Source organism: Solwaraspora sp. WMMB335, from assembly GCF_049179075.1.
Taxonomy (GTDB): Bacteria; Actinomycetota; Actinomycetes; order Mycobacteriales; family Micromonosporaceae; genus Micromonospora_E.
In genome coordinates this window covers 3,435,129-3,452,831 of the sequence record NZ_JBMHMF010000001.1, presented here as the reverse complement: position 1 = coordinate 3,452,831, position 17,703 = coordinate 3,435,129, and the positions used below count along the sequence as shown (strand labels likewise).

Sequence of the window (17,703 nt, the reverse complement as noted above, 5' to 3'; positions counted from 1 at the left end):
GCCCTGCGGGGTGCGGCCGCTCGGGGCAGGATGGGAAGGGTGACCGACGAGGGCATCAGCGACGGTGGGATCAGCGAGGACGGCGTCCGGGACGAGGGCTACCGGATCGAACGCGACACGATGGGCAAGGTACGCGTGCCCGCCGACGCGCTGTGGCGGGCGCAGACCCAGCGCGCGGTGCACAACTTCCCGGTCTCCGGCCGTAGGATCGAAGCCGCCCAGATCCGCGCCCTCGCCCAGATCAAAGGGGCCGCCGCGCAGGTCAACGCCGACCTCGGGGTGATCCCGGCCGGCATCGCCGAGGCGATCGCCACCGCGGCCGCGCACGTCGCCTCCGGCGGCTACGACGACCAGTTCCCGGTGGACGTGTTCCAGACCGGCTCGGGCACCTCGTCGAACATGAACACCAACGAGGTGCTGGCCACCCTCGCCGCCCGCGAGCTGGACCGGCCGGTGCACCCCAACGACCACGTCAACGCCTCGCAGTCGAGCAACGACGTCTTCCCGACCTCCATCCACCTGGCCGCCTCGCACCAGGTGGTGCACGAGCTGATCCCGGCCCTCGACGAGCTGGCCACCGCGCTGGAGGGCAAGGCCGACGAGTTCGCCACCGTCGTCAAGGCCGGGCGTACCCATCTGATGGACGCCACCCCGGTCACCCTCGGCCAGGAGTTCTCCGGCTACGCCGCGCAGGTCCGCTACGGCCAGGAGCGGCTGCGCTCGATCCTGCCCCGGCTGGCCGAGCTGCCGCTCGGCGGCACCGCCGTCGGCACCGGGGTGAACACCCCGCCCGGGTTCGCCGCCGCCGTCATCGCCAAGCTGGCCGACGCGACCGGGCTGCCGCTGACCGAGGCCCGCAACCACTTCGAGGCGCAGGGCGCCCGCGACGCCCTGGTGGAGACCTCCGGGCAGCTGCGCACCATCGCCGTCGGCCTCTACAAGATCGCCAACGACATCCGGTGGATGGGTTCCGGGCCGCGCGCCGGCCTCGGTGAGCTGCGCATCCCCGACCTGCAACCCGGGTCGTCGATCATGCCGGGCAAGGTCAACCCGGTGGTCTGCGAGTCGGTACGCCAGGTCTGCGCCCAGGTGATCGGCAACGACGCGACGATCGCGTTCGCCGGCAGCCAGGGCGACTTCGAGCTGAACGTGATGCTGCCGGTGATGGGCAGCAACCTGCTCGAAGCGGTCCGGCTGCTGGCCGCCGCCAGTCGACTGCTGGCCCAGCGCTGCGTCACCGACCTGGCCGCCGACCCGGAAACCTGCCTGGCGTACGCCGAAGGGTCGCCGTCGATCGTCACCCCGCTCAACCGCCACCTCGGCTACGACGAGGCAGCCTCCATCGCCAAGCAGGCCCTCGCCGAGAACAAGTCGATCCGTGCGGTCGTGCTCGAACGCGGGCACGTCGACGCCGGCCGGCTCACCGCCGACGAGTTGGACCGGGCACTGGACGTCCTGCGGATGACCCGACCCGGCTGAGCGGGCATACCCTGGTGAGGTGATTACCACCGTGGTGTTCGACGTCGACGAGACCCTCGTCGACCTGCGGCCCGCGGTGACCGGGGCGCTGGAGACCGTGCTCGCCGAGCTGCGCCGGCTGACCCCGCGCGCCGACGACCTCACCCTCGCCGACTTCGAGGCCGACTGGGCGGTGGCCTTCGCGGCGGATCCGGCCGCCCCGGTGACCCGGATCCGCCGCGCCGCGCTGGCCCGCTCGCTGGACCGGATCGACCTGCCCGACGAACTGGACCGTATCGCCGAGCTGTTCTTCACCCGCCGGTACGCCCTCAGCCGCCCGTTCGCCGACACCCTGCCCGCCCTGGCGCGGCTACGCCGTCGGTACGCCATCGGGCTGGCCACCAACGGCAACAGCCGGGCGGACCGTTGCGGCCTGCGCGGCCAGTTCTCCTTCGAGGTGTACGCGCACGTCGGCGGCCTGCCGAAGAAGCCGGACCGGCGGTTCTACGATGCCGTGCTCACCGCCGCCGGAGCCACCGCCGCCGACCGGGTGGTCTACGTCGGCGACTCGATCCCGCACGACGTGCTCGGCCCGCAGGCGGCCGGCCTGCGGGCGATCTGGCTGAACCGGTCCGGGGTGCCCCGCCCGCGCGAGGCGCGCCCGGACGGGGAGATCAGCTCGCTGGCCGACCTGCCCGACGCCGTCGCCGACCTGCCCTGACCGCGTCACCGGCCCCGGCACCGCGTCACCGGCCCCGGCACCGGCAGCGCCCGCGCGTCGCCGTGCCGGCCGGTCAGTCCGTCACCGTCAGGGCTGGGTCGCCAGGAGCCGGGCCACCGTGTCGGCGGCTGCCCGGACCTGGGCCCCGACCGCCGTACCGTCCAGCGGGGTCAGCGCCACCACCCCGACGCTGGCCTCCAGCCCGGCCACCCCGAGCACCGCGGCGGCGACGCCGTGCGCGCCGGGCTGCAGCTCGCCGCTGCTGGTCACCGGCTCGGCGGTGCCGTCACGGCCGGCCAGGATGGCCCGGCCGGCGGCACCCCGGTCCAGCGGATGGCGCGAACCGGCCCGGTACGCCACGTGGAACGCCGTCCAGCTCGGTTCGACCACCGCCAGGGCGACCGCCTCCGCGCCTTCGGCGATGGTCAGGTGGGCGGTGGCGCCGGCCAGCTCGGCCAGCCTCCGCAGGGCGGGCAGCGCCGCGTCGGCGAGCAGCGGCTGGGCCCGGCGGGCCAGCTGCAGCAGCCCGGCACCGAGGCGCAGCCGGCCGGCGGCGTCGCGCCGCAGCATGCCGTGTTCGCCGAGGGTGGTCGCCAGCCGGTAGACCGCGGCCCGCCCGATGCCCAGCTCGGCCGCCGCCTCGGTGACGGTCAGCCCGCCGGCGGCCTCGGCGATCAGCCGCAGCAGCCGTAGCCCCCGGTCGAGGGTCTGCGCGGTCTCCGCCGGTCGCGCCTGCACACCGACAGGGTACGGACGCGGCGGCAGGGTACGGACGCGGCGGCCCGGCCGACCGGTCGCTACCCTGGTACGGTGGCGCTCCGCTTGTACGACACCGCGACCCGGTCCGTGCGGGACTTCGTGCCCCGCCAACCCGGCGAGGTCGCGATCTACCTGTGCGGAGTCACCGTCCAGTCGGCCCCGCACATCGGGCATCTTCGCTCCGGGGTCAACTACGACGTGTTGCGCCGCTGGCTGACGCATCAGGGTCTGCGGGTCACCTTCATCCGCAACATCACCGATGTGGACGACAAGGTGCTGGACAAGGCGGCCGCCGCCGGTCAGCCGTTCTGGTCGATCGCGTACGCCAACGAGCTGGTGCTGGCCTCGGCGTACCGCACGCTCAACGTGCTGGCGCCGACGTACGAGCCGCGCGCGACCGGGCACATCCCGGACATGCACCAGCTGATCGCCCGGTTGATCGAGCGCGGCCACGCCTACCCGGCCGGTGACGGCAGCGGCGACGTCTACTTCGACGTCGCCTCGTTCGCCGACTACGGCGCGCTGTCCGGGCAGCGGCTCGACGCGATGCAGCCGGCCGAGGACTGCGTCGGGCGGGCAAAGCGCGACCCGCGCGACTTCGCCCTGTGGAAGGGTGCCAAGCCGGACGAGCCGGCCGACGCGGTCTGGCCGTCCCCGTGGGGTCCGGGCCGCCCCGGCTGGCACATCGAGTGCTCGGCGATGTGCTGGCGCTACCTCGGCCCCGAGTTCGACATCCACGGCGGCGGACTCGACCTCACCTTCCCGCACCACGAGAACGAGGTCGCCCAGTCCCAGGCGGCCGGGTTGCCGTTCGCCCGCTACTGGGTGCACCACGGCCTGCTCAACCTCGGCGCGGCCAAGATGAGCAAGTCGCTGGGCAACGTGATCGACCTGGATCACATCGTGAAGATCGGGGTACGCCCGGTCGAGTTGCGTTACTACCTGACCGCCGCCCACTACCGGTCCCGCATCGACTACTCCGACGACGCGCTGCGCGAGAGCGCCACCGCGTACCGGCGGATCGAAGGGTTCGTCCGGCGGGCGGCGGAGCGGGTCGGTGCCGGGCCGGCGACCCAGCCGTCCATCCCGGCCGCCTTCGCCGCCGCGATGGACGACGACCTGAACACCTCGGCCGCGTTCGCCGTGCTGCACGACGAGGTACGCGAGGGCAACAACCTGCTCGGCGGTGCCGACGAGGCGGCGATCCGGACCAGCCTGGGCCGGGTCCGTGCCATGGTCGGCGTGCTCGGGTTGGATCCGCTGGATCCGGCCTGGGGTGACGCCGCGCCGCGCGACGAGCTGCGTGGCGCGGTCGACGCGCTGATCGCGCTCGCCCTGGACCAGCGCGCCCAGGCCCGCGCCCGCAAGGACTGGGCCGCCGCCGACGCGGTCCGCGACCAGCTCAAGCAGGCCGGGATCACGGTCGAAGACACCCCCAACGGACCTCGATGGAGCATTGGAGAGCAGTTCTGATGCCCGGCAATTCCCAGCGACGCGGCCGGCGGGTCACCTCCAAGAAGGGGGCGACCGGCGGCTCCGGCGGCAAGAACCGGTCCGGTCTGGCCGGCAAGGGCCGCACCCTGCCGGCCGACGAGCGGCCCTGGCACAAGGCGTACTCCGGCACCGAGAAGCTGCCCGAGCGCACCGCCTGGAAGCAGGACAAGGAGCGCCGGGCGGCGGCCGCCGAAGGGCGGGCACCGAAGATCGGCGTGCCCGGCAGCAAGGACACCACCTGGGGCGGTGGCGGTCGTGGCCGTGGCGCGCCGAAGCCGTCGCGGGGTGGCAAGCCGACGCCACGGGTCGCTCCGGGGCGCAAGGCCCGACCGCCCAAGGACGCCCCGGAGCTGCTGGTCGGGCGCAACCCGGTGGTGGAGGCGCTGCGGGCGCAGGTGCCGGCGACGGCGCTCTACGTCGCGCAGGGCATCGAGGTCGACGACCGGGTCACCGAACTGGTTCGGGCCGCCGGGGACCGCGGCATCGCGATCCTGGAGATCAGCCGCGCCGAGCTGGACCGGATGACCGGCGGGGTGCTGCACCAGGGCGTCGGGCTGCAGGTGCCGGCGTACGCGTACGAACCGTTCGAGGACCTGCTGGCCGCCGCGACCGAACAGCCGTCGCCGCTGCTGGTCGGCCTGGACGGGGTGACCGATCCGCGTAACCTCGGTGCGGTGGTGCGCTCGGCGGCCGCCTTCGGCGCGCACGGCGTGTTCGTGCCCGAGCGCCGCGCCGCCGGGATGACCGCCACCGCCTGGCGTACCAGCGCCGGCGCGGCGGCCCGCGCCCCGGTCAGCCAGGTGATCAACATGACCCGGGCGGTGAAGGCCTGCCAGGCGGCCGGCTTCATCGTGGTCGGGCTGGACGCCGACGGTGAAACCGACCTGTACGACCTGGAGGCGGCGGTCGGCCCGCTGGTGGTCGTGGTCGGCTCCGAGGGTCGGGGCCTGTCCCGGTTGGTCGGCGAGACCTGTGACCTGCGGGTCCGGATCCCGATGCACTCCGACGTCGAGTCGCTCAACGCGAGCGTCGCCGCCGCGGTCACCCTCGCCGAGGTGTCCCGCCGTCGTGCCGTCGGCTGATTCCGCCGTCGTGCCGTCGGCTGACTGGCCGATCACTGTTCAGCCTGACAGCCACCCGTAACATGCGCAGGTCGGCGCGGTCGTTGGGTGGAGGAATCGGCAGATGACAGGGCAGGCGGGCTTCGCGCTCGGCGTCGACCTCGGCACCTCCAACACCGTCGCGGTGCTGCGGTGGCCGGACGGGCGGACCCGGCCGCTGCTCTTCGACGGCCAGCCGATGCTGCCCTCGGGCGTGTTTCTCGGCGACCGCCTGTACGTCGGCCGGGACGCGCAGCGGCTCGCCCAGTCCGACCCGGCCCGGTTCGAACCCAACCCGAAACGCCGCATCGACGAACCGGCCGTGCTGCTCGGCGACCGGGAGGTGCCGACCGCCGACCTGCTCGCCGCCGTGCTCGCCACGGTCGCCCGGGCTGCGGTCGAGGCCGTCGGCTTCCTGCCGCCGGCGGTGGTGACCTACCCGGCCACCTGGGGCAGCCGCCGCCGCGACACGCTGGGGCAGGCGGTGGCCCGGGCCGGTTGGCCGCCGGTGGACCATGGCGCGACATCCGGCACCCGGCTGGTGCCGGAACCGGTCGCCGCCGCCCGCTACTTCGCCGACGTGCTGCGCCGACCGGTGCCGGTCGGCCACGCCCTCGCGGTGTTCGACTTCGGCGGCGGCACTCTCGACATCGCCGTCGTCCGCAACGATGGCACCGATCCGACCGGGCGGGCCCGGTTCACCGTGATCGGCTCCGGCGGGCTTGCCGAGCTCGGCGGCCTCGACCTGGACGCGGCGTTGGTCGACCATCTCGGCACGGTCGTGGATCCGCAGGTGTGGCAGCGGTTGACCCGGCCGGCCACCGCCGCCCAGTGGCGCGACCGGCGGCGGTTCTGGGACGACGTACGCGGGGCGAAGGAGATGCTGTCCCGCTCGGCCTCGGCCCCGGTCGCCGTACCCGGCGTCGACCAGGCGGTGCATCTGACCCGCGACGAGCTGGAGCGGGTGGCGGCTCCGCTGCTGCGCCGTGGCGTGCAGGAGGCGGGGCGGGTGATCGCCGCTGGCGGGCTGCGCCCCGACCAGCTCGCCGGCCTGTTTCTGGTCGGCGGATCGTCGCGGGTGCCACTGGTGGCCCGGCTGTTGCACAGCGAGTTGGGTGTCGCGCCGACCGTACTCGAACAGCCGGAACTGCCGGTCGCGGAAGGCGCGCTGCTCGACCTGCTCGGCTCCGCCGCCCCGAGCCCGTCGGCTCCGCCGCCCGTCGCCCCGGCGCCACCACCACCGTCAGCAGCGCCACCACCACCACCGTCAGCGCCATCGTCAGCCGCGCCACCGCCGTCAGCGGCCCGCCGGTTCCGGCCGGTGCCGTGGCTGGTGGCCGGTGCGGTGCTCACACTGGTCGCGGTGGTGGCCACGACCGTGGTGTACCTGCTGCGCGGCTCGGACCAGCCGATCGAGTTCCAGGCGTTCACCCAGGTCGGCGAGGCGATCACGCTGCCCGAGGAGCTGACCGCCAGCGCGGACTTCACCCAGCTGGTCGACGGGCGGGCGTACGGCGGGTACGTGCGCGATGACGGCCGGCTCGGCGTACTGGCCATCGACCCGCAGACCGCAGACAAGGGCTGGGACGTCGCCACCACGGTCTCGGCGAACCGGTGGGCAGGGATGCGGGCCACCGGCGAGGCGGTGATCGCCTTCGGCGACGCGTACGGCAGCACTGCGCGACCGGTCGTGGTGCTCGACGCGGCCGATGGACGCGAGCTGTGGACCAAGGAGATCCGGGGCGAGGATTCGCTGCTCGTCTTCGACGACGTCCTCGTCTGGTCCGATGTGGAGGGCGGGCGGCTGGTCGGGCTCGATCTGGATGACGGCGACGAGCGCTGGACCCACGACAACCCGGCCGACGAGTACGACGACACCGACAGCGCGGTGTACGCGGTGTTCAGCCGGGCGGACCTGGCCGGTCCGGCCGGCTTCGAGGGCTATCCGAGCGCCCCGGACCGGGGCGACGACCGGCGGCTCGTGCAGCTCACCGCGACCCGGGAGGCACTCGTCTTCGACGCGGGCAGCGGCGACCTGCTGCAGCGGCGCGGCAACGTCGCCGCGCCGACCGACACCGCGATGGTCTACGACGGGCGGCTGCTCGTGGCGCCGTCGGCCAGCGGCTACCGGATCGCCGCGTACGACCTGTCGACGATGGGGGAGCCGGTCAACCTCTACACTCCGCCGGACGACCAGCGCCGGCTGCAGCTCATGGTCGCCTGTGACGGCGGGCTGGTGTGCCTGCTGGAGTCCACCGGCTTCAGCTCGGACACCAACGAACTCGTCGTGGTCGACCTGGCCGAGGGCGGCCAGCGCTGGCGGGTCGACGCCGCCGGCTTCGACGCCGTCGTACCGCTGGGCGAGCACTTCCTGCTGCAGCAGACGTCGGGCGGCTACCTGTCGGTGCTGGTGGATTCCGCCGGCGAGGAGGTGTACCGCAACGCCGGGGTGGCGGTACGCATCGACCGGGGCAACATGCTGTGGTTCGCGGCCAGCCCAAGCAGCTACCCCGACGATGTCAGCGTGGCCGGCGTGCCGGCGGCGGCTCCGCAGGACAAGATCGAGCTCGGCCTGCTGCGTGGCGTCCGCGGCGGCGCCTGTTCCTGGGACCGGTCCCGGATCGTCTGCCCGATCGACGAGGGGTTCGTGGTGCACCGGTTCGCGGGTTCGTGATCCGGCCAGGACAGTTCCGGATCCGGTCAGGACGGTTCCGGCGCGAGCCGGCGCAGCACGGTGTGCAGGGCGAACAGCGTGTAGCCGAGCAGGATCGGCGTGAGCAGCGGCATGACCAGCGTGGCGAGTACGGCGGCCAGGCTCACCACCGCGGCGGCGGCGAGCATCGCCAGCGGGCGCCGTTCGGCGAGCCGCCCGACCGTCCGGGCCGCCGCCCACCAGCCGGTGCCGCCCCGGCGGCCGACCTGCACCACGACGACCCCGGCGAGCCCGGCGAGCAGCGCGACGAGCAACACCGTGCCGGCCAGCAGCACGGTGCCGCCGGGCACCACCCCGGCGGAGACGAGCAGCAGGTTGCCGCCGAGCAGGGCGGCGGTGCCGAGCGCGGCGGCGGTGGCCCCGGCACCCGGCAGCAGGCCACGGCCGAAGGCGCCGGCCAGTTCACGCAGGCCCGGCCAGTACCCGTCGACGCTCCACCGGTGGATCGCCGTGCTCGCGGTGGCGAACGCCGCACCCGCGGTCAGCACGGGAACCGAGGCGACGCTGGTGAGGATGCCGAGCAGCGCCAGGTCGGTGGCGGCCCGCAGCGTTTCCCGCCAGTCGGGGCGGGCCGCCGGTGCCGGACCGTCGATCGGCCCGGCACCGGTGTCCCGTCCCGCCATCGTGCTCACCCCTTGAGACCGCTGGTGTTGATGCCCTGCACCAGCATCTTCTGGAAGGCGAGGAAGAAAAGGAAGACCGGCAGCAGGGACAGCACGGACATGGCGAACATCGGCCCGAGCGAGGTCTGCCCGGTGGAGTCGATGAACAGCCGCAGGCCGATCGGCACCGTGTAGCTCTTCACGCTCGGCAGGTAGATCAGCTGGGTGAGAAAGTCGTTCCAGGTCCAGATGAACGAGAAGATCGCCGTGGTGACCAGTGCCGGCCGGGCCAGCGGGACGATCACGTAGCGGAACACCCCGAACGGCGAGCAGCCGTCGATCTTGGCCGCGTCGTCCAGCTCACGCGGGATGCCGCGCATGAACTGCACCATCAGGAAGACGAAGAACGCCTCGGTGGCCAGCAGTTTCGGCACGATCAACGGTAGCGGGGTGTCGATCCAGCCGAACGAGTTGAACATGATGTACTGCGGCACGATCAGTACGTGGCTGGGTAGCAGCAGTGTCCCGATCATGATGGCGAACCAGAACCTGCGGGCCCGAAAGCGCAGCCGGGCGAACGCGTACGCGGCCAGCAGGCAGGACACCGCGTTGGCGACCACGGTGGCCAGCGAGATCAGCGTGCTGTTCCAGAAGAACCGGCCGAACGAGATGCTGCTCAGGTAGTTCCAACCGTCCGGATAGTTCGCCCAGGTGGGCTCCTGCGGGATGACCGACAGGTTGCTGGCCACCTCGGTCGGCGACTTCAGCGACGAGCCGAGCACCCAGATCAGCGGGTAGAGCACCACGACCAGGACGGCGACCAGGATCACCACCCGACCGGTGTTGCGCAGGCCGGCGGCGGACCGGGCCCGGCGACGCGACGCACTCCCGCCGGCTGTCGAGATCGGAGCAGCTTCGGATGCCATCAGTCGTTGTCTCCGTCCGAGTAGTGCACCCAGAACCGGCCGGTGCTGAAGAACAGCACCGTGATCAGGCCGATCGCGATCAGGAAGATCCAGGCCAGGGCGGACGCGTAGCCCATCTGGAACTCGGTGAAGCCCTTGGTGTAGAGGTACAGCGTGTAGAGCATGGTGGAGTCCACCGGGCCGCCGGTGCCGTTGCTGATCACGAAGGCGGCGGTGAAACCCTGGAAACCGTTGATCGTTTCCAGTACCAGGTTGAAGAAGATCACCGGGGAGAGCATCGGCAGGGTCACGTTGAAGAACTGCCGGATCTTGCCGGCGCCGTCCACCGACGCCGCCTCGTACAGCTCGGTGGGCACCTGCTTGAGCCCGGCCAGGAAGATCACCATCGGGGCGCCGAACTGCCAGATGGCCAGCACCATCAGGGTCTCCAACGCCCAGTCCGGGTCGTTGACCCACGGTTGTCCGGTGATGCCGAACAGCGCGAGGAAGTCGTTGACCGCGCCGTCACCGCTGAACATCGCCCGCCAGATCAGCGCCAGCGCGACACTGCCGCCGAGCAGCGACGGCAGGTAGAACAGGCTGCGGAACAGACCGACCCCGCGCGACTCGCGGTTGAGCAGCAGCGCGACGCCGAGGGCGGCGGCCAACTTCAGCGGTACGGCGACGAACGCGAAGATCAGCGTGACCTGCACCGAGTGGCGGAACGTCTGGTCGTGGACGAACAGCTCCCAGTAGTTCTCGAAGCCCACCCACTCGACGAACTCCCAGGAGGACAGGATGTCGTAGTTGGTGAAGCTCAGGTAGAGCGAGAACAGCATGGGGAAGGCGGTGATCGCCATCAACCCCAGCAGCCACGGGGACAGGAAGACGTACCCGGCCAGCCCTTCGCCGTGCCGCCGGCTGCCGCCCTTGGCGCTGCCCCGCTGCCTGCCGGCCTGGGCAGCGGGAGTGGTCGTGGCCGTGGCCGGGACGGATTTCGTGGTCAGGGCCACGAGCTGGCTCCTCTCTTCACGGTCGTCGGTCGTGGTGCCCGCCGTCGGCGCGCCGACGGCGGGCACCACGACCTCGCAAGGTCCGCCCCGGGACTACTTGAGGGTGGCTTCGGCCTGCCGGAAGAACTCCGCGGCGGCGTCCGTCGGGCTGGCCTGGCCGTAGGTGACGCTCTCGGCGACCGTGGTCAGGGTGGAGCGCAGCGGTCCGTGGCCCTGCGGCGGCGGTACCGGCGCCGGGCCCATCTGCGGGATCAGCGCGTTCTCGAACTCGACCGTGGCGGTCATGTACGGGTCGTCGAGGGTGGCCTGGACGGTCTCCCGGTTGTCGAGGTTGGACGGCAGGCCCCGGTCGACGCCGAGGATCTGCGCCGCGTCCGGGTCGTTGGCCAGGAAGTCGATGATGTCGGCGACCACGTCGGGGTGCTCGGTGGTACGGGATCCGGCCCAGTACAGCGACGCCCGCGCCCACTGCCCCTTCGGATCCCCGGGGTAGGCCACCATGCCGAGCTCGCTCTCGGTCGACTTGCCCAGCTCGGAGAGCTGGTTGGACCACATGAACGAGGTGGCTCCCTTACCGGTCACCACCAGCTGGTCGGACACGCCGCCGCCGACCGCCTCGTGCACCACGTCGGCCGGCGGGGTGGCGCCGGCCTCCCGGGCGTCCAGCCAGAACTGGAACCACTCGGCCAGGTCGGCCTCGGTGAAGGCGAGCTGCGAGCCGTCGTAGAACTCCTTGTCCTGCGATCGCAACCACAGCCAGAGCGCCTTGTAGTCGGCGCTCGGATCCATCGCGCCCCAGTAGTCGCCGCCGGCAGCCTCGCTCACCTCGGCACCCCAGGAGACGAACTCGTCGTACGTCCAGCCGGTCTCCGGCTCCGGCAGGCCGAGCTCGGCGATCTTCGTCTTGTCGTACACCAGGGCCGGGGTGTTCTCACCGGCGGCGACCGCGACCTGCTTGCCGTCGATCTGGCCGTACTGGGTCAGGCTCTCCGGGTGGTTGCTCAGGTCGATGGCACCGGAGGCGACGTACTCGGTCAGGTCCAGGGTGACGTTGCGACCCGCGTACTCGGCCAGGCCGTTGTCGTCGATCTGGAAGATGTCCGGCGCGTTGCCGCCGGCGGAGATGGTGGCCAGCTTGTCGTAGTAGCCGGTGAACGCCTGCCAGGTGGGGTTGATGGTGACGTTCGGGTTCTTCTCCTCGTACAGCTTGAGAGCCTGCTCGGTGAGTGCGCCACGGGACTCGCCGCCCCACCAGAAGAACTCGACGGTGACCGGCGCGTCGGGGTCGGTCGAGCCGCCGTCGTCGCCGCACGCCGCGGCGCCGAGGACCAGCGGCACGACGGCCGTCGCGGCGAGGCCGCGCAGCAGGCGCCGGCGGCCGAAAGGGGTACGGTGAGCACGCGTGGCAGGCGCGCTCGCCGTCGGTGATGTTGCGGGGTACATTGCGCTCACTCCTTGGGGTTAGGAGGCGACGTCGGCCGGCGCGGCGGCAGCCACGTCGCCCGGGTCCGCATGGCTGTGCGGCCCCGGGCCCGTCGAGTCGCGGATGACCAGCTCGGTCTGGAGCGTTATCTGGGCGGTGGTGCGACGGTCGTCGCCATGCTGGAGCAGCATGTCGACGGCCGCCCTGCCGGCGGCCGCGTTCGGGGTGGCCACCGTCGTCAGTTTGGGCCGGGTGAGCCGGCTCAGCGCGATGTCGTCGATGCCGACCACGCTGATGTCCCGGGGCACCGCGATCCCGTGTGCGTCGAGCCCTTCGATCAGGCCGATCGCCATCAGATCGTTGTAGGCGAGAACGGCGGTGACACCGGCCCGGCGGACCTGGTCCGCCGCGGCGATGCCGCCGCCCTCGGTGGGCGGGTTGGGACCGATCACGGTCAACGTGGCATCCGCGCTGCGGGCCGCGGCGGTCGCGGTCCGACGGATCTCCCGATTGGTCCACGAGCCGCGCGGACCGCCGAGCAGCGCGACCCGCCGGTGGCCGAGGCCGGTCAGGTGCTCCACGGCCGCCCGGGCGCCCTGGCCGACGTCGATGACCACGTTCGGCAGGCCGGTAACCTGCCGGTTGATCACGACCAGCGGTACGTCCCGGCTGAGCTGTTCGATCAGGCTGTTGCTCATCCGGGGGCTGCACAGCAGCACCCCGTCGACCTGCTTGGCCAGGGCGTGGACGAGCTCTTCCTCGACCGCCGGATCCTCGTTGGTGTCGGTGACGAAGATGTGGTAGTCGCGGTGCCGGGCCTGGCTCTCCGCCGCCTTGATCAGCGGCGGGAAGAACGGGTTGGCGATGTCGGCGACGATCAGGCCGATGTTGTGCGTCCGCCCGGTGATCAGCGCCCGGGCGGCCCGGTTGGGTCGGTAGCCGAGGTGCTCCGCGCAGGCCAGCACCCGGCTGCGGGTCTCCGGGTTGACCAGGTGCGGTGCCGAGAACGTGCGGGACACGGTGGAGATGTGCACTCCGCACGCCCGCGCGACGTCTCGAATGGTGGCTGGCACGCGTAGTCCTTCGGCTCGGGGGTGGCCGCAGCCGCGTGGGCACGGTGCCGGCCGGTGTGGCTGGGGTCACGTTGGTTCGCCAATTAATGCAAACGGTTGCTCACGTGTCAACGGTCTTCGATTACGTGTTTGTTGCGACCGGCAACCTCGTCGGTGTTCATAACCTCGCAAAATACCGCAATAGGTACTGGTTCGACTGGATCCATTGACGAGGGTGTCCGTCTCGTGGCAGCTTCTGCTGCAAACCTTTGCAGCCAATCCGGAGGCGGAGCAGCATGTCCCCAGAATCCGATCGGCGACGGCTGCGCTACGCGCTCGTCGGCACCGGCGCCCGCGCCGAGATGTTCGTCCGCTCCCTGGTGCTCGACCACCGGGACACCGCCGACCTCGTCGCCTTCGCCGACACCAACCAGGCCCGGATGGACGCCCACAACTCCTGGCTGGAGGAACTGGGCCGCGACGCGCTGCCGACGTACCCGGCCCGTGAGTTCGTCACCATGCTGGAAAAGGAACGCGTCGACACCGCCCTGGTCACCACGGTCGACCGGGTGCACGACGAGTACATCGTCGCCGCCCTGCAAGCCGGCTGTGACGTGATCACCGAGAAACCGATGACCGTCGACGCGCCACGCTGCCGGCGCATTCTCGACGCGGTGGCGCAGACCGGGCGCACCGTTTCCGTCGCCTTCAACTACCGCTACAACCCGTTGCACGAGCGGGTCCGCCAGGTGCTCGCCGATGGCGAGATCGGCGAGGTCGGCTCGGTGCACTTCGAGTGGCTGCTCGACGTACGCCACGGGGCCGACTACTTCCGCCGCTGGCACCGCGACAAGGCCAACTCCGGCGGCCTGATGGTGCACAAGGCCGGCCACCACTTCGATTTGGTCAACTGGTGGCTGGGCGCGGTTCCGGTGCAGGTCTACGCGACCGGCCGGCTGTTCTTCTACGGCGAGCACGGCCGCCGACACGGCTACGCGCGTGAATACGAGCGGGCACACGGATCGGTGGCCGCCGCCAGTGACCCCTTCGCGCTGCAGTTGGCCGCCCATCCACGGCTGCGCGCGCTCTACCTGGAAGCCGAGGCCGAGGACGGCTACCACCGCGACCAGAACGTCTTCGCTCCCGGGGTGACCATCGAGGACGACATGTCGGTGCTGGCCACGTACTCCACCGGCGCGACCATGACGTACCACCTCACCGCGTACGCGCCGTGGGAGGGCTATCGGGTGATGTTCAATGGCAGTCGGGGTCGGTTGGAGCTGGAGGTGGTGGAGAGCGATTTCGTCAGTCCGTACGCCGCCGGCGAACTCAAAGGCGCCGCGCTGCACGGCGTCCAGGCGGCTGTCGAGGAGGGCTGGGCCAAGCTCACCGTCCGCCCCTTCTGGGAGCAGCCACGCCAGGTGCCGGTGGCCGGCTACAGCCGGGCCGGACACGGCGGGGCCGACGCCAAGATGACCGCCGTGTTGTTCGGCGGCGAGACCGACCCGATGGGCCGGGCGGCGACCGCCCGCGACGGCGCGCTCGCCCTGCTCACCGGACTCGCCGCGAACCGGTCCTTCGAGACCGGCCAACCTGTCCAGGTGGCCGATCTGCTCGCGGTCGACTGACCGCGCAGACACCGACCCCGTACCCCGAGGAGCCTGCTTCCGTGTTCCCTCAACCCGATCGGGCCGACCTGCTCTTCCCGGCCGAGCCCACCCAGCGGGCCATCGCCCGGGAGTTGTACGCGCACGTCCGGGATCTGCCGATCATCTCGCCACACGGCCACGTCGACCCGGCGATCCTCGCCGACGACGAGCCGTTCCCGGACCCCGCGCGGCTGATCGTCGTGCCGGACCACTACGTGACCCGGATGCTGCTCAGCCAGGGCATTGCGCCCGGCGAACTCGGCGTACCGACCCGGCCCGGGATCCTCGCCCGGCCGCCGGCCGGTGACGGCGAGTACCGCACGGAGGCCGACGGGCGGGCCAGTTGGCGGCGGCTGGCCGCCAACTGGCACCTGTTCCGTGGCACCCCGTCGCGGTTGTGGCTGGAGAAGACCTTCGCCGAGGTGTTCGACGTGACCGACCGCCTCGGCCCGGACACCGCCGACGACATCTACGACACGATCGCGGCGAAGCTGGCCGAGCCGGCGTTCCGGCCCCGGGCGCTGTTCGAACGGTTCAACATCGAGGTGCTGGCCACCACCGAGTCGCCGCTGGACGACCTGGCCCGGCACGCCAAGCTCGCCGCCGACGGCTGGGGCGGCCCCGGCGGACGGGTGATCACCACGTTCCGGCCGGACAACGTCGCCGACATGGAGTTCGACAACTGGCGGGACAACATCGACCAGCTCGGCGCGATCACCGGTGAGGACACCGGGACCTACCCGGGTTTCCTGGCCGCGCTGCGTGCCCGCCGGCAGGCGTTCATCGCGGCCGGAGCGACCAGCACCGACCACGGGCACCTGACCGCGCTGACCCTGCTGCTGGACGAGCGCGAAGCCGCCGAACTGTACCGGCGTGGTCTGCGTGGCACGGCCACCGCCTCCGACGCCGAGGCGTTCCGCGCGCACATGCTGGTCGAGTTCGCCCGGATGTCCATCGAGGACGGACTGGTGATGCAGCTGCACCCGGGCTCGGTACGCAACCACAACAAGTGGCTGTACGCCACCCACGGCCGCGACGTCGGCGGCGACATCCCGCAGGCCACCGAGTACCTGCACGCGCTGACCCCGCTGCTGGACGCGTACGGCAACGACCCCCGGCTGCGGCTGGTCGTCTACACCCTCGACGAGTACACCTTCACCCGCGAACTGGCCCCGCTCGCCGGCGGGTACGCCGCGCTGTACCTGGGCGCGCCCTGGTGGTTCCTGGACTCACCGGAGGTGCTGCGCCGCTTCCGCGAGGCGGTCACCGAGACCGCCGGCTTCTACAACACCGCCGGCTTCGTCGACGACACCCGGGCGTTCTGCTCGATCCCGGCCCGCCACGACGTGGCCCGCCGGATCGACGCCGGCTTCCTGGCCCGGCTCGTCGCCGAGCACCGGCTCGGCCTCGACGAGGCCGCCGAGACCATCGTCGACCTGGCATACCGCCTGCCCAAGCGGGTCTTCAAGATCGGGGAGAAGCTGGCATGAGCGTCACCATCACCGGCGTCGACGTGCATGACGTACGGTTCCCGACCGCGGCGGCCGGCGACGGATCCGACGCGATCAACCGGGGCGACTACTCGGCCACCTACGTCGAGCTGCGCACCGACGCCCCGGACGGGACCTTCGGCGCCGGCTTCACCTTCACCAACGGCCGGGGCAACGAGATCACCTGCGCGGCGGTCCGGGCCCTGGCCCACCACGTCACCGGGCGGACCGTCGCCGAGATCGTCGGCGAGCCGGTCGTCTTCTGGCGCTCGCTCACCGCCGACGGGCAACTGCGCTGGCTGGGCCCGGAGAAGGGGGTCATCCACATGGCCTGCGGCGCGTTGGTCAACGCGGTCTGGGACCTGCGGGCCAAGCTGGCGGGCAAACCACTGTGGCGGCTGCTGGCCGAGATGCCCACCGACGAACTCGTCGCCAGCATCGACTTCCACCACATCACCGACGCGATCACCGCCGACGAGGCCGCCGCGATCCTCGACAAGGGACTGACCGGCCAGGCCGACCGGCTCGCCGAGCTGCAGCGCGACGGGTTCCCGTCGTACACCACCTCGGTCGGCTGGCTCGGCTACCCCGACGACAAGGTCCGGACGCTGACCCGGGCGGCGTACGCCGACGGCTGGCGGGCGATGAAGATGAAGGTCGGCGGCCCGATCGACGACGACGTCCGCCGGGCCCGGATCATCCGTGCCGAGATCGGCCCGGACGCGCTGCTGATGATGGACGCCAACCAGGTCTGGGACGTCGACGAGGCGATCGCCAACATGACGCGGTTGATCGAGGTCGGCCCGTACTGGATCGAGGAGCCGACACACGCCGACGACGTGCTCGGCCACGCCCGGATCGCCGCCGCCGTCACCGAGCTGTCCGGCGGTCGGTGCCGGGTCGCCACCGGCGAGGTCGCCGCCAACCGGGTGATCTTCAAGCAGCTGATGCAGGCCGAGGCGATCGGGGTCTGCCAGATCGACTCCTGCCGGATCGCCGGGGTCAACGAGGTGCTGTCGGTGATCCTGATGGCCGCCAAGTTCGGCGTGCCGATCTGCCCGCACGCCGGCGGCGTCGGCCTGTGCGAGTACGTGCAGCACCTGGCGATCTTCGACTATCTGCGGGTCGGCACCTCGCTCGACGGCCGGATGGTCGAGTACGTCGACCACCTGCACGAGCACTTCGTCGACCCGGTGCGCACCCGGGGCGGGCGTTACCTGGTGCCCGAGCAGCCGGGCTACAGCGCCACCATGAAGCCGGCCTCGATCGCCGAGTACTCGTTCCCGGACGGGCCGGTATGGCGGTGAGCGCCGGGCAACGCGCC

At 71.7% G+C, this 17,703-nt stretch carries 14 protein-coding genes; 8 read left to right on the top strand and 6 right to left on the bottom strand.

Features of this window, described 5'->3' with window-relative positions:
- Positions 1–30 precede the first annotated feature (30 nt).
- Together ACN27F_RS14900 and ACN27F_RS14895 are read left to right on the top strand one after the other, a co-directional pair.
- Positions 31–1,479, top strand: coding sequence for a class II fumarate hydratase (locus ACN27F_RS14900; RefSeq protein ID WP_421434073.1), 1,449 nt, complete (start codon positions 31–33; stop codon positions 1,477–1,479).
- Between the two features lie 19 nt (positions 1,480–1,498).
- Complete coding sequence (locus ACN27F_RS14895) at positions 1,499–2,179, top strand: HAD family hydrolase (RefSeq protein ID WP_421434071.1); 681 nt, start codon at positions 1,499–1,501, stop codon at positions 2,177–2,179.
- A gap of 87 nt (positions 2,180–2,266) precedes the next feature.
- On the opposite strand, the gene ACN27F_RS14890 is transcribed toward ACN27F_RS14895, so the two are convergent.
- Positions 2,267–2,917: a helix-turn-helix domain-containing protein gene (locus ACN27F_RS14890; protein ID WP_421434069.1), complete on the bottom strand. Its 651-nt coding sequence runs from the start codon at positions 2,915–2,917 to the stop codon at positions 2,267–2,269.
- Positions 2,918–2,989: 72 nt separating this feature from the next.
- Between ACN27F_RS14890 and cysS the strand changes: the two genes are divergently transcribed.
- From cysS to ACN27F_RS14875, 3 genes are all read left to right on the top strand, one after another.
- Positions 2,990–4,411, top strand: coding sequence for a cysteine--tRNA ligase (gene cysS, locus ACN27F_RS14885; protein WP_421434067.1), 1,422 nt, complete (start codon positions 2,990–2,992; stop codon positions 4,409–4,411).
- Complete coding sequence (gene rlmB / locus ACN27F_RS14880) at positions 4,411–5,514, top strand: 23S rRNA (guanosine(2251)-2'-O)-methyltransferase RlmB (protein ID WP_421434065.1); 1,104 nt, start codon at positions 4,411–4,413, stop codon at positions 5,512–5,514. The genes cysS and rlmB overlap by 1 nt, the downstream gene beginning before the upstream one ends.
- A gap of 103 nt (positions 5,515–5,617) precedes the next feature.
- A complete protein-coding gene (locus ACN27F_RS14875; protein ID WP_421434062.1) occupies positions 5,618–8,206 on the top strand; it encodes an Hsp70 family protein in 2,589 nt (862 codons plus the stop codon).
- Between the two features lie 26 nt (positions 8,207–8,232).
- Here the strand turns inward: ACN27F_RS14875 and ACN27F_RS14870 are convergent, their stop codons facing one another.
- From ACN27F_RS14870 to ACN27F_RS14850, 5 genes are all read right to left on the bottom strand, one after another.
- Positions 8,233–8,868, bottom strand: a complete 636-nt coding sequence (locus ACN27F_RS14870) for a hypothetical protein (RefSeq protein WP_421434060.1) — start codon at positions 8,866–8,868, stop codon at positions 8,233–8,235.
- Positions 8,869–8,873: 5 nt separating this feature from the next.
- Positions 8,874–9,773, bottom strand: a complete 900-nt coding sequence (locus ACN27F_RS14865) for a carbohydrate ABC transporter permease (protein WP_421434058.1) — start codon at positions 9,771–9,773, stop codon at positions 8,874–8,876.
- A complete protein-coding gene (locus tag ACN27F_RS14860; protein WP_421440217.1) occupies positions 9,773–10,759 on the bottom strand; it encodes a carbohydrate ABC transporter permease in 987 nt (328 codons plus the stop codon). The genes ACN27F_RS14865 and ACN27F_RS14860 overlap by 1 nt, the downstream gene beginning before the upstream one ends.
- 99 nt (positions 10,760–10,858) lie before the next feature.
- Entirely contained in the window at positions 10,859–12,208 is a 1,350-nt protein-coding gene (locus ACN27F_RS14855; protein WP_421434056.1) for an ABC transporter substrate-binding protein, read from the bottom strand.
- An 18-nt stretch (positions 12,209–12,226) separates the two neighbouring features.
- Complete coding sequence (locus ACN27F_RS14850) at positions 12,227–13,261, bottom strand: LacI family DNA-binding transcriptional regulator (RefSeq protein ID WP_421434054.1); 1,035 nt, start codon at positions 13,259–13,261, stop codon at positions 12,227–12,229.
- 275 nt (positions 13,262–13,536) lie between these two features.
- Here ACN27F_RS14850 and ACN27F_RS14845 point away from each other — a divergent pair, with 275 nt between their 5' ends.
- The 3 genes from ACN27F_RS14845 to ACN27F_RS14835 are packed head-to-tail and all read left to right on the top strand — an operon-like array spanning position 13,537 to position 17,686.
- Complete coding sequence (locus ACN27F_RS14845) at positions 13,537–14,868, top strand: Gfo/Idh/MocA family protein (protein ID WP_421434052.1); 1,332 nt, start codon at positions 13,537–13,539, stop codon at positions 14,866–14,868.
- Between the two features lie 41 nt (positions 14,869–14,909).
- Positions 14,910–16,379, top strand: a complete 1,470-nt coding sequence (gene uxaC / locus ACN27F_RS14840; protein ID WP_421434050.1) for a glucuronate isomerase — start codon at positions 14,910–14,912, stop codon at positions 16,377–16,379.
- The gene (locus tag ACN27F_RS14835; protein ID WP_421434048.1) at positions 16,376–17,686 is read left to right on the top strand and encodes an enolase C-terminal domain-like protein; all 1,311 of its coding nucleotides are present in this window, start codon (positions 16,376–16,378) and stop codon (positions 17,684–17,686) included. The genes uxaC and ACN27F_RS14835 overlap by 4 nt, the downstream gene beginning before the upstream one ends.
- The last annotated feature ends 17 nt before the right edge of the window (positions 17,687–17,703 follow it).

Coding starts and splice junctions, on each gene's coding strand:
- ACN27F_RS14870 (WP_421434060.1), bottom strand. CDS start 8,868: ATGGCGGGACGGGACACCGGTGCCGGGCCGATCGACGGTCCGGCACCG.
- ACN27F_RS14875 (WP_421434062.1), top strand. CDS start 5,618: ATGACAGGGCAGGCGGGCTTCGCGCTCGGCGTCGACCTCGGCACCTCC.
- ACN27F_RS14845 (WP_421434052.1), top strand. CDS start 13,537: ATGTCCCCAGAATCCGATCGGCGACGGCTGCGCTACGCGCTCGTCGGC.
- ACN27F_RS14855 (WP_421434056.1), bottom strand. CDS start 12,208: ATGTACCCCGCAACATCACCGACGGCGAGCGCGCCTGCCACGCGTGCT.
- ACN27F_RS14900 (WP_421434073.1), top strand. CDS start 31: ATGGGAAGGGTGACCGACGAGGGCATCAGCGACGGTGGGATCAGCGAG.
- ACN27F_RS14835 (WP_421434048.1), top strand. CDS start 16,376: ATGAGCGTCACCATCACCGGCGTCGACGTGCATGACGTACGGTTCCCG.
- ACN27F_RS14865 (WP_421434058.1), bottom strand. CDS start 9,773: ATGGCATCCGAAGCTGCTCCGATCTCGACAGCCGGCGGGAGTGCGTCG.
- rlmB (WP_421434065.1), top strand. CDS start 4,411: ATGCCCGGCAATTCCCAGCGACGCGGCCGGCGGGTCACCTCCAAGAAG.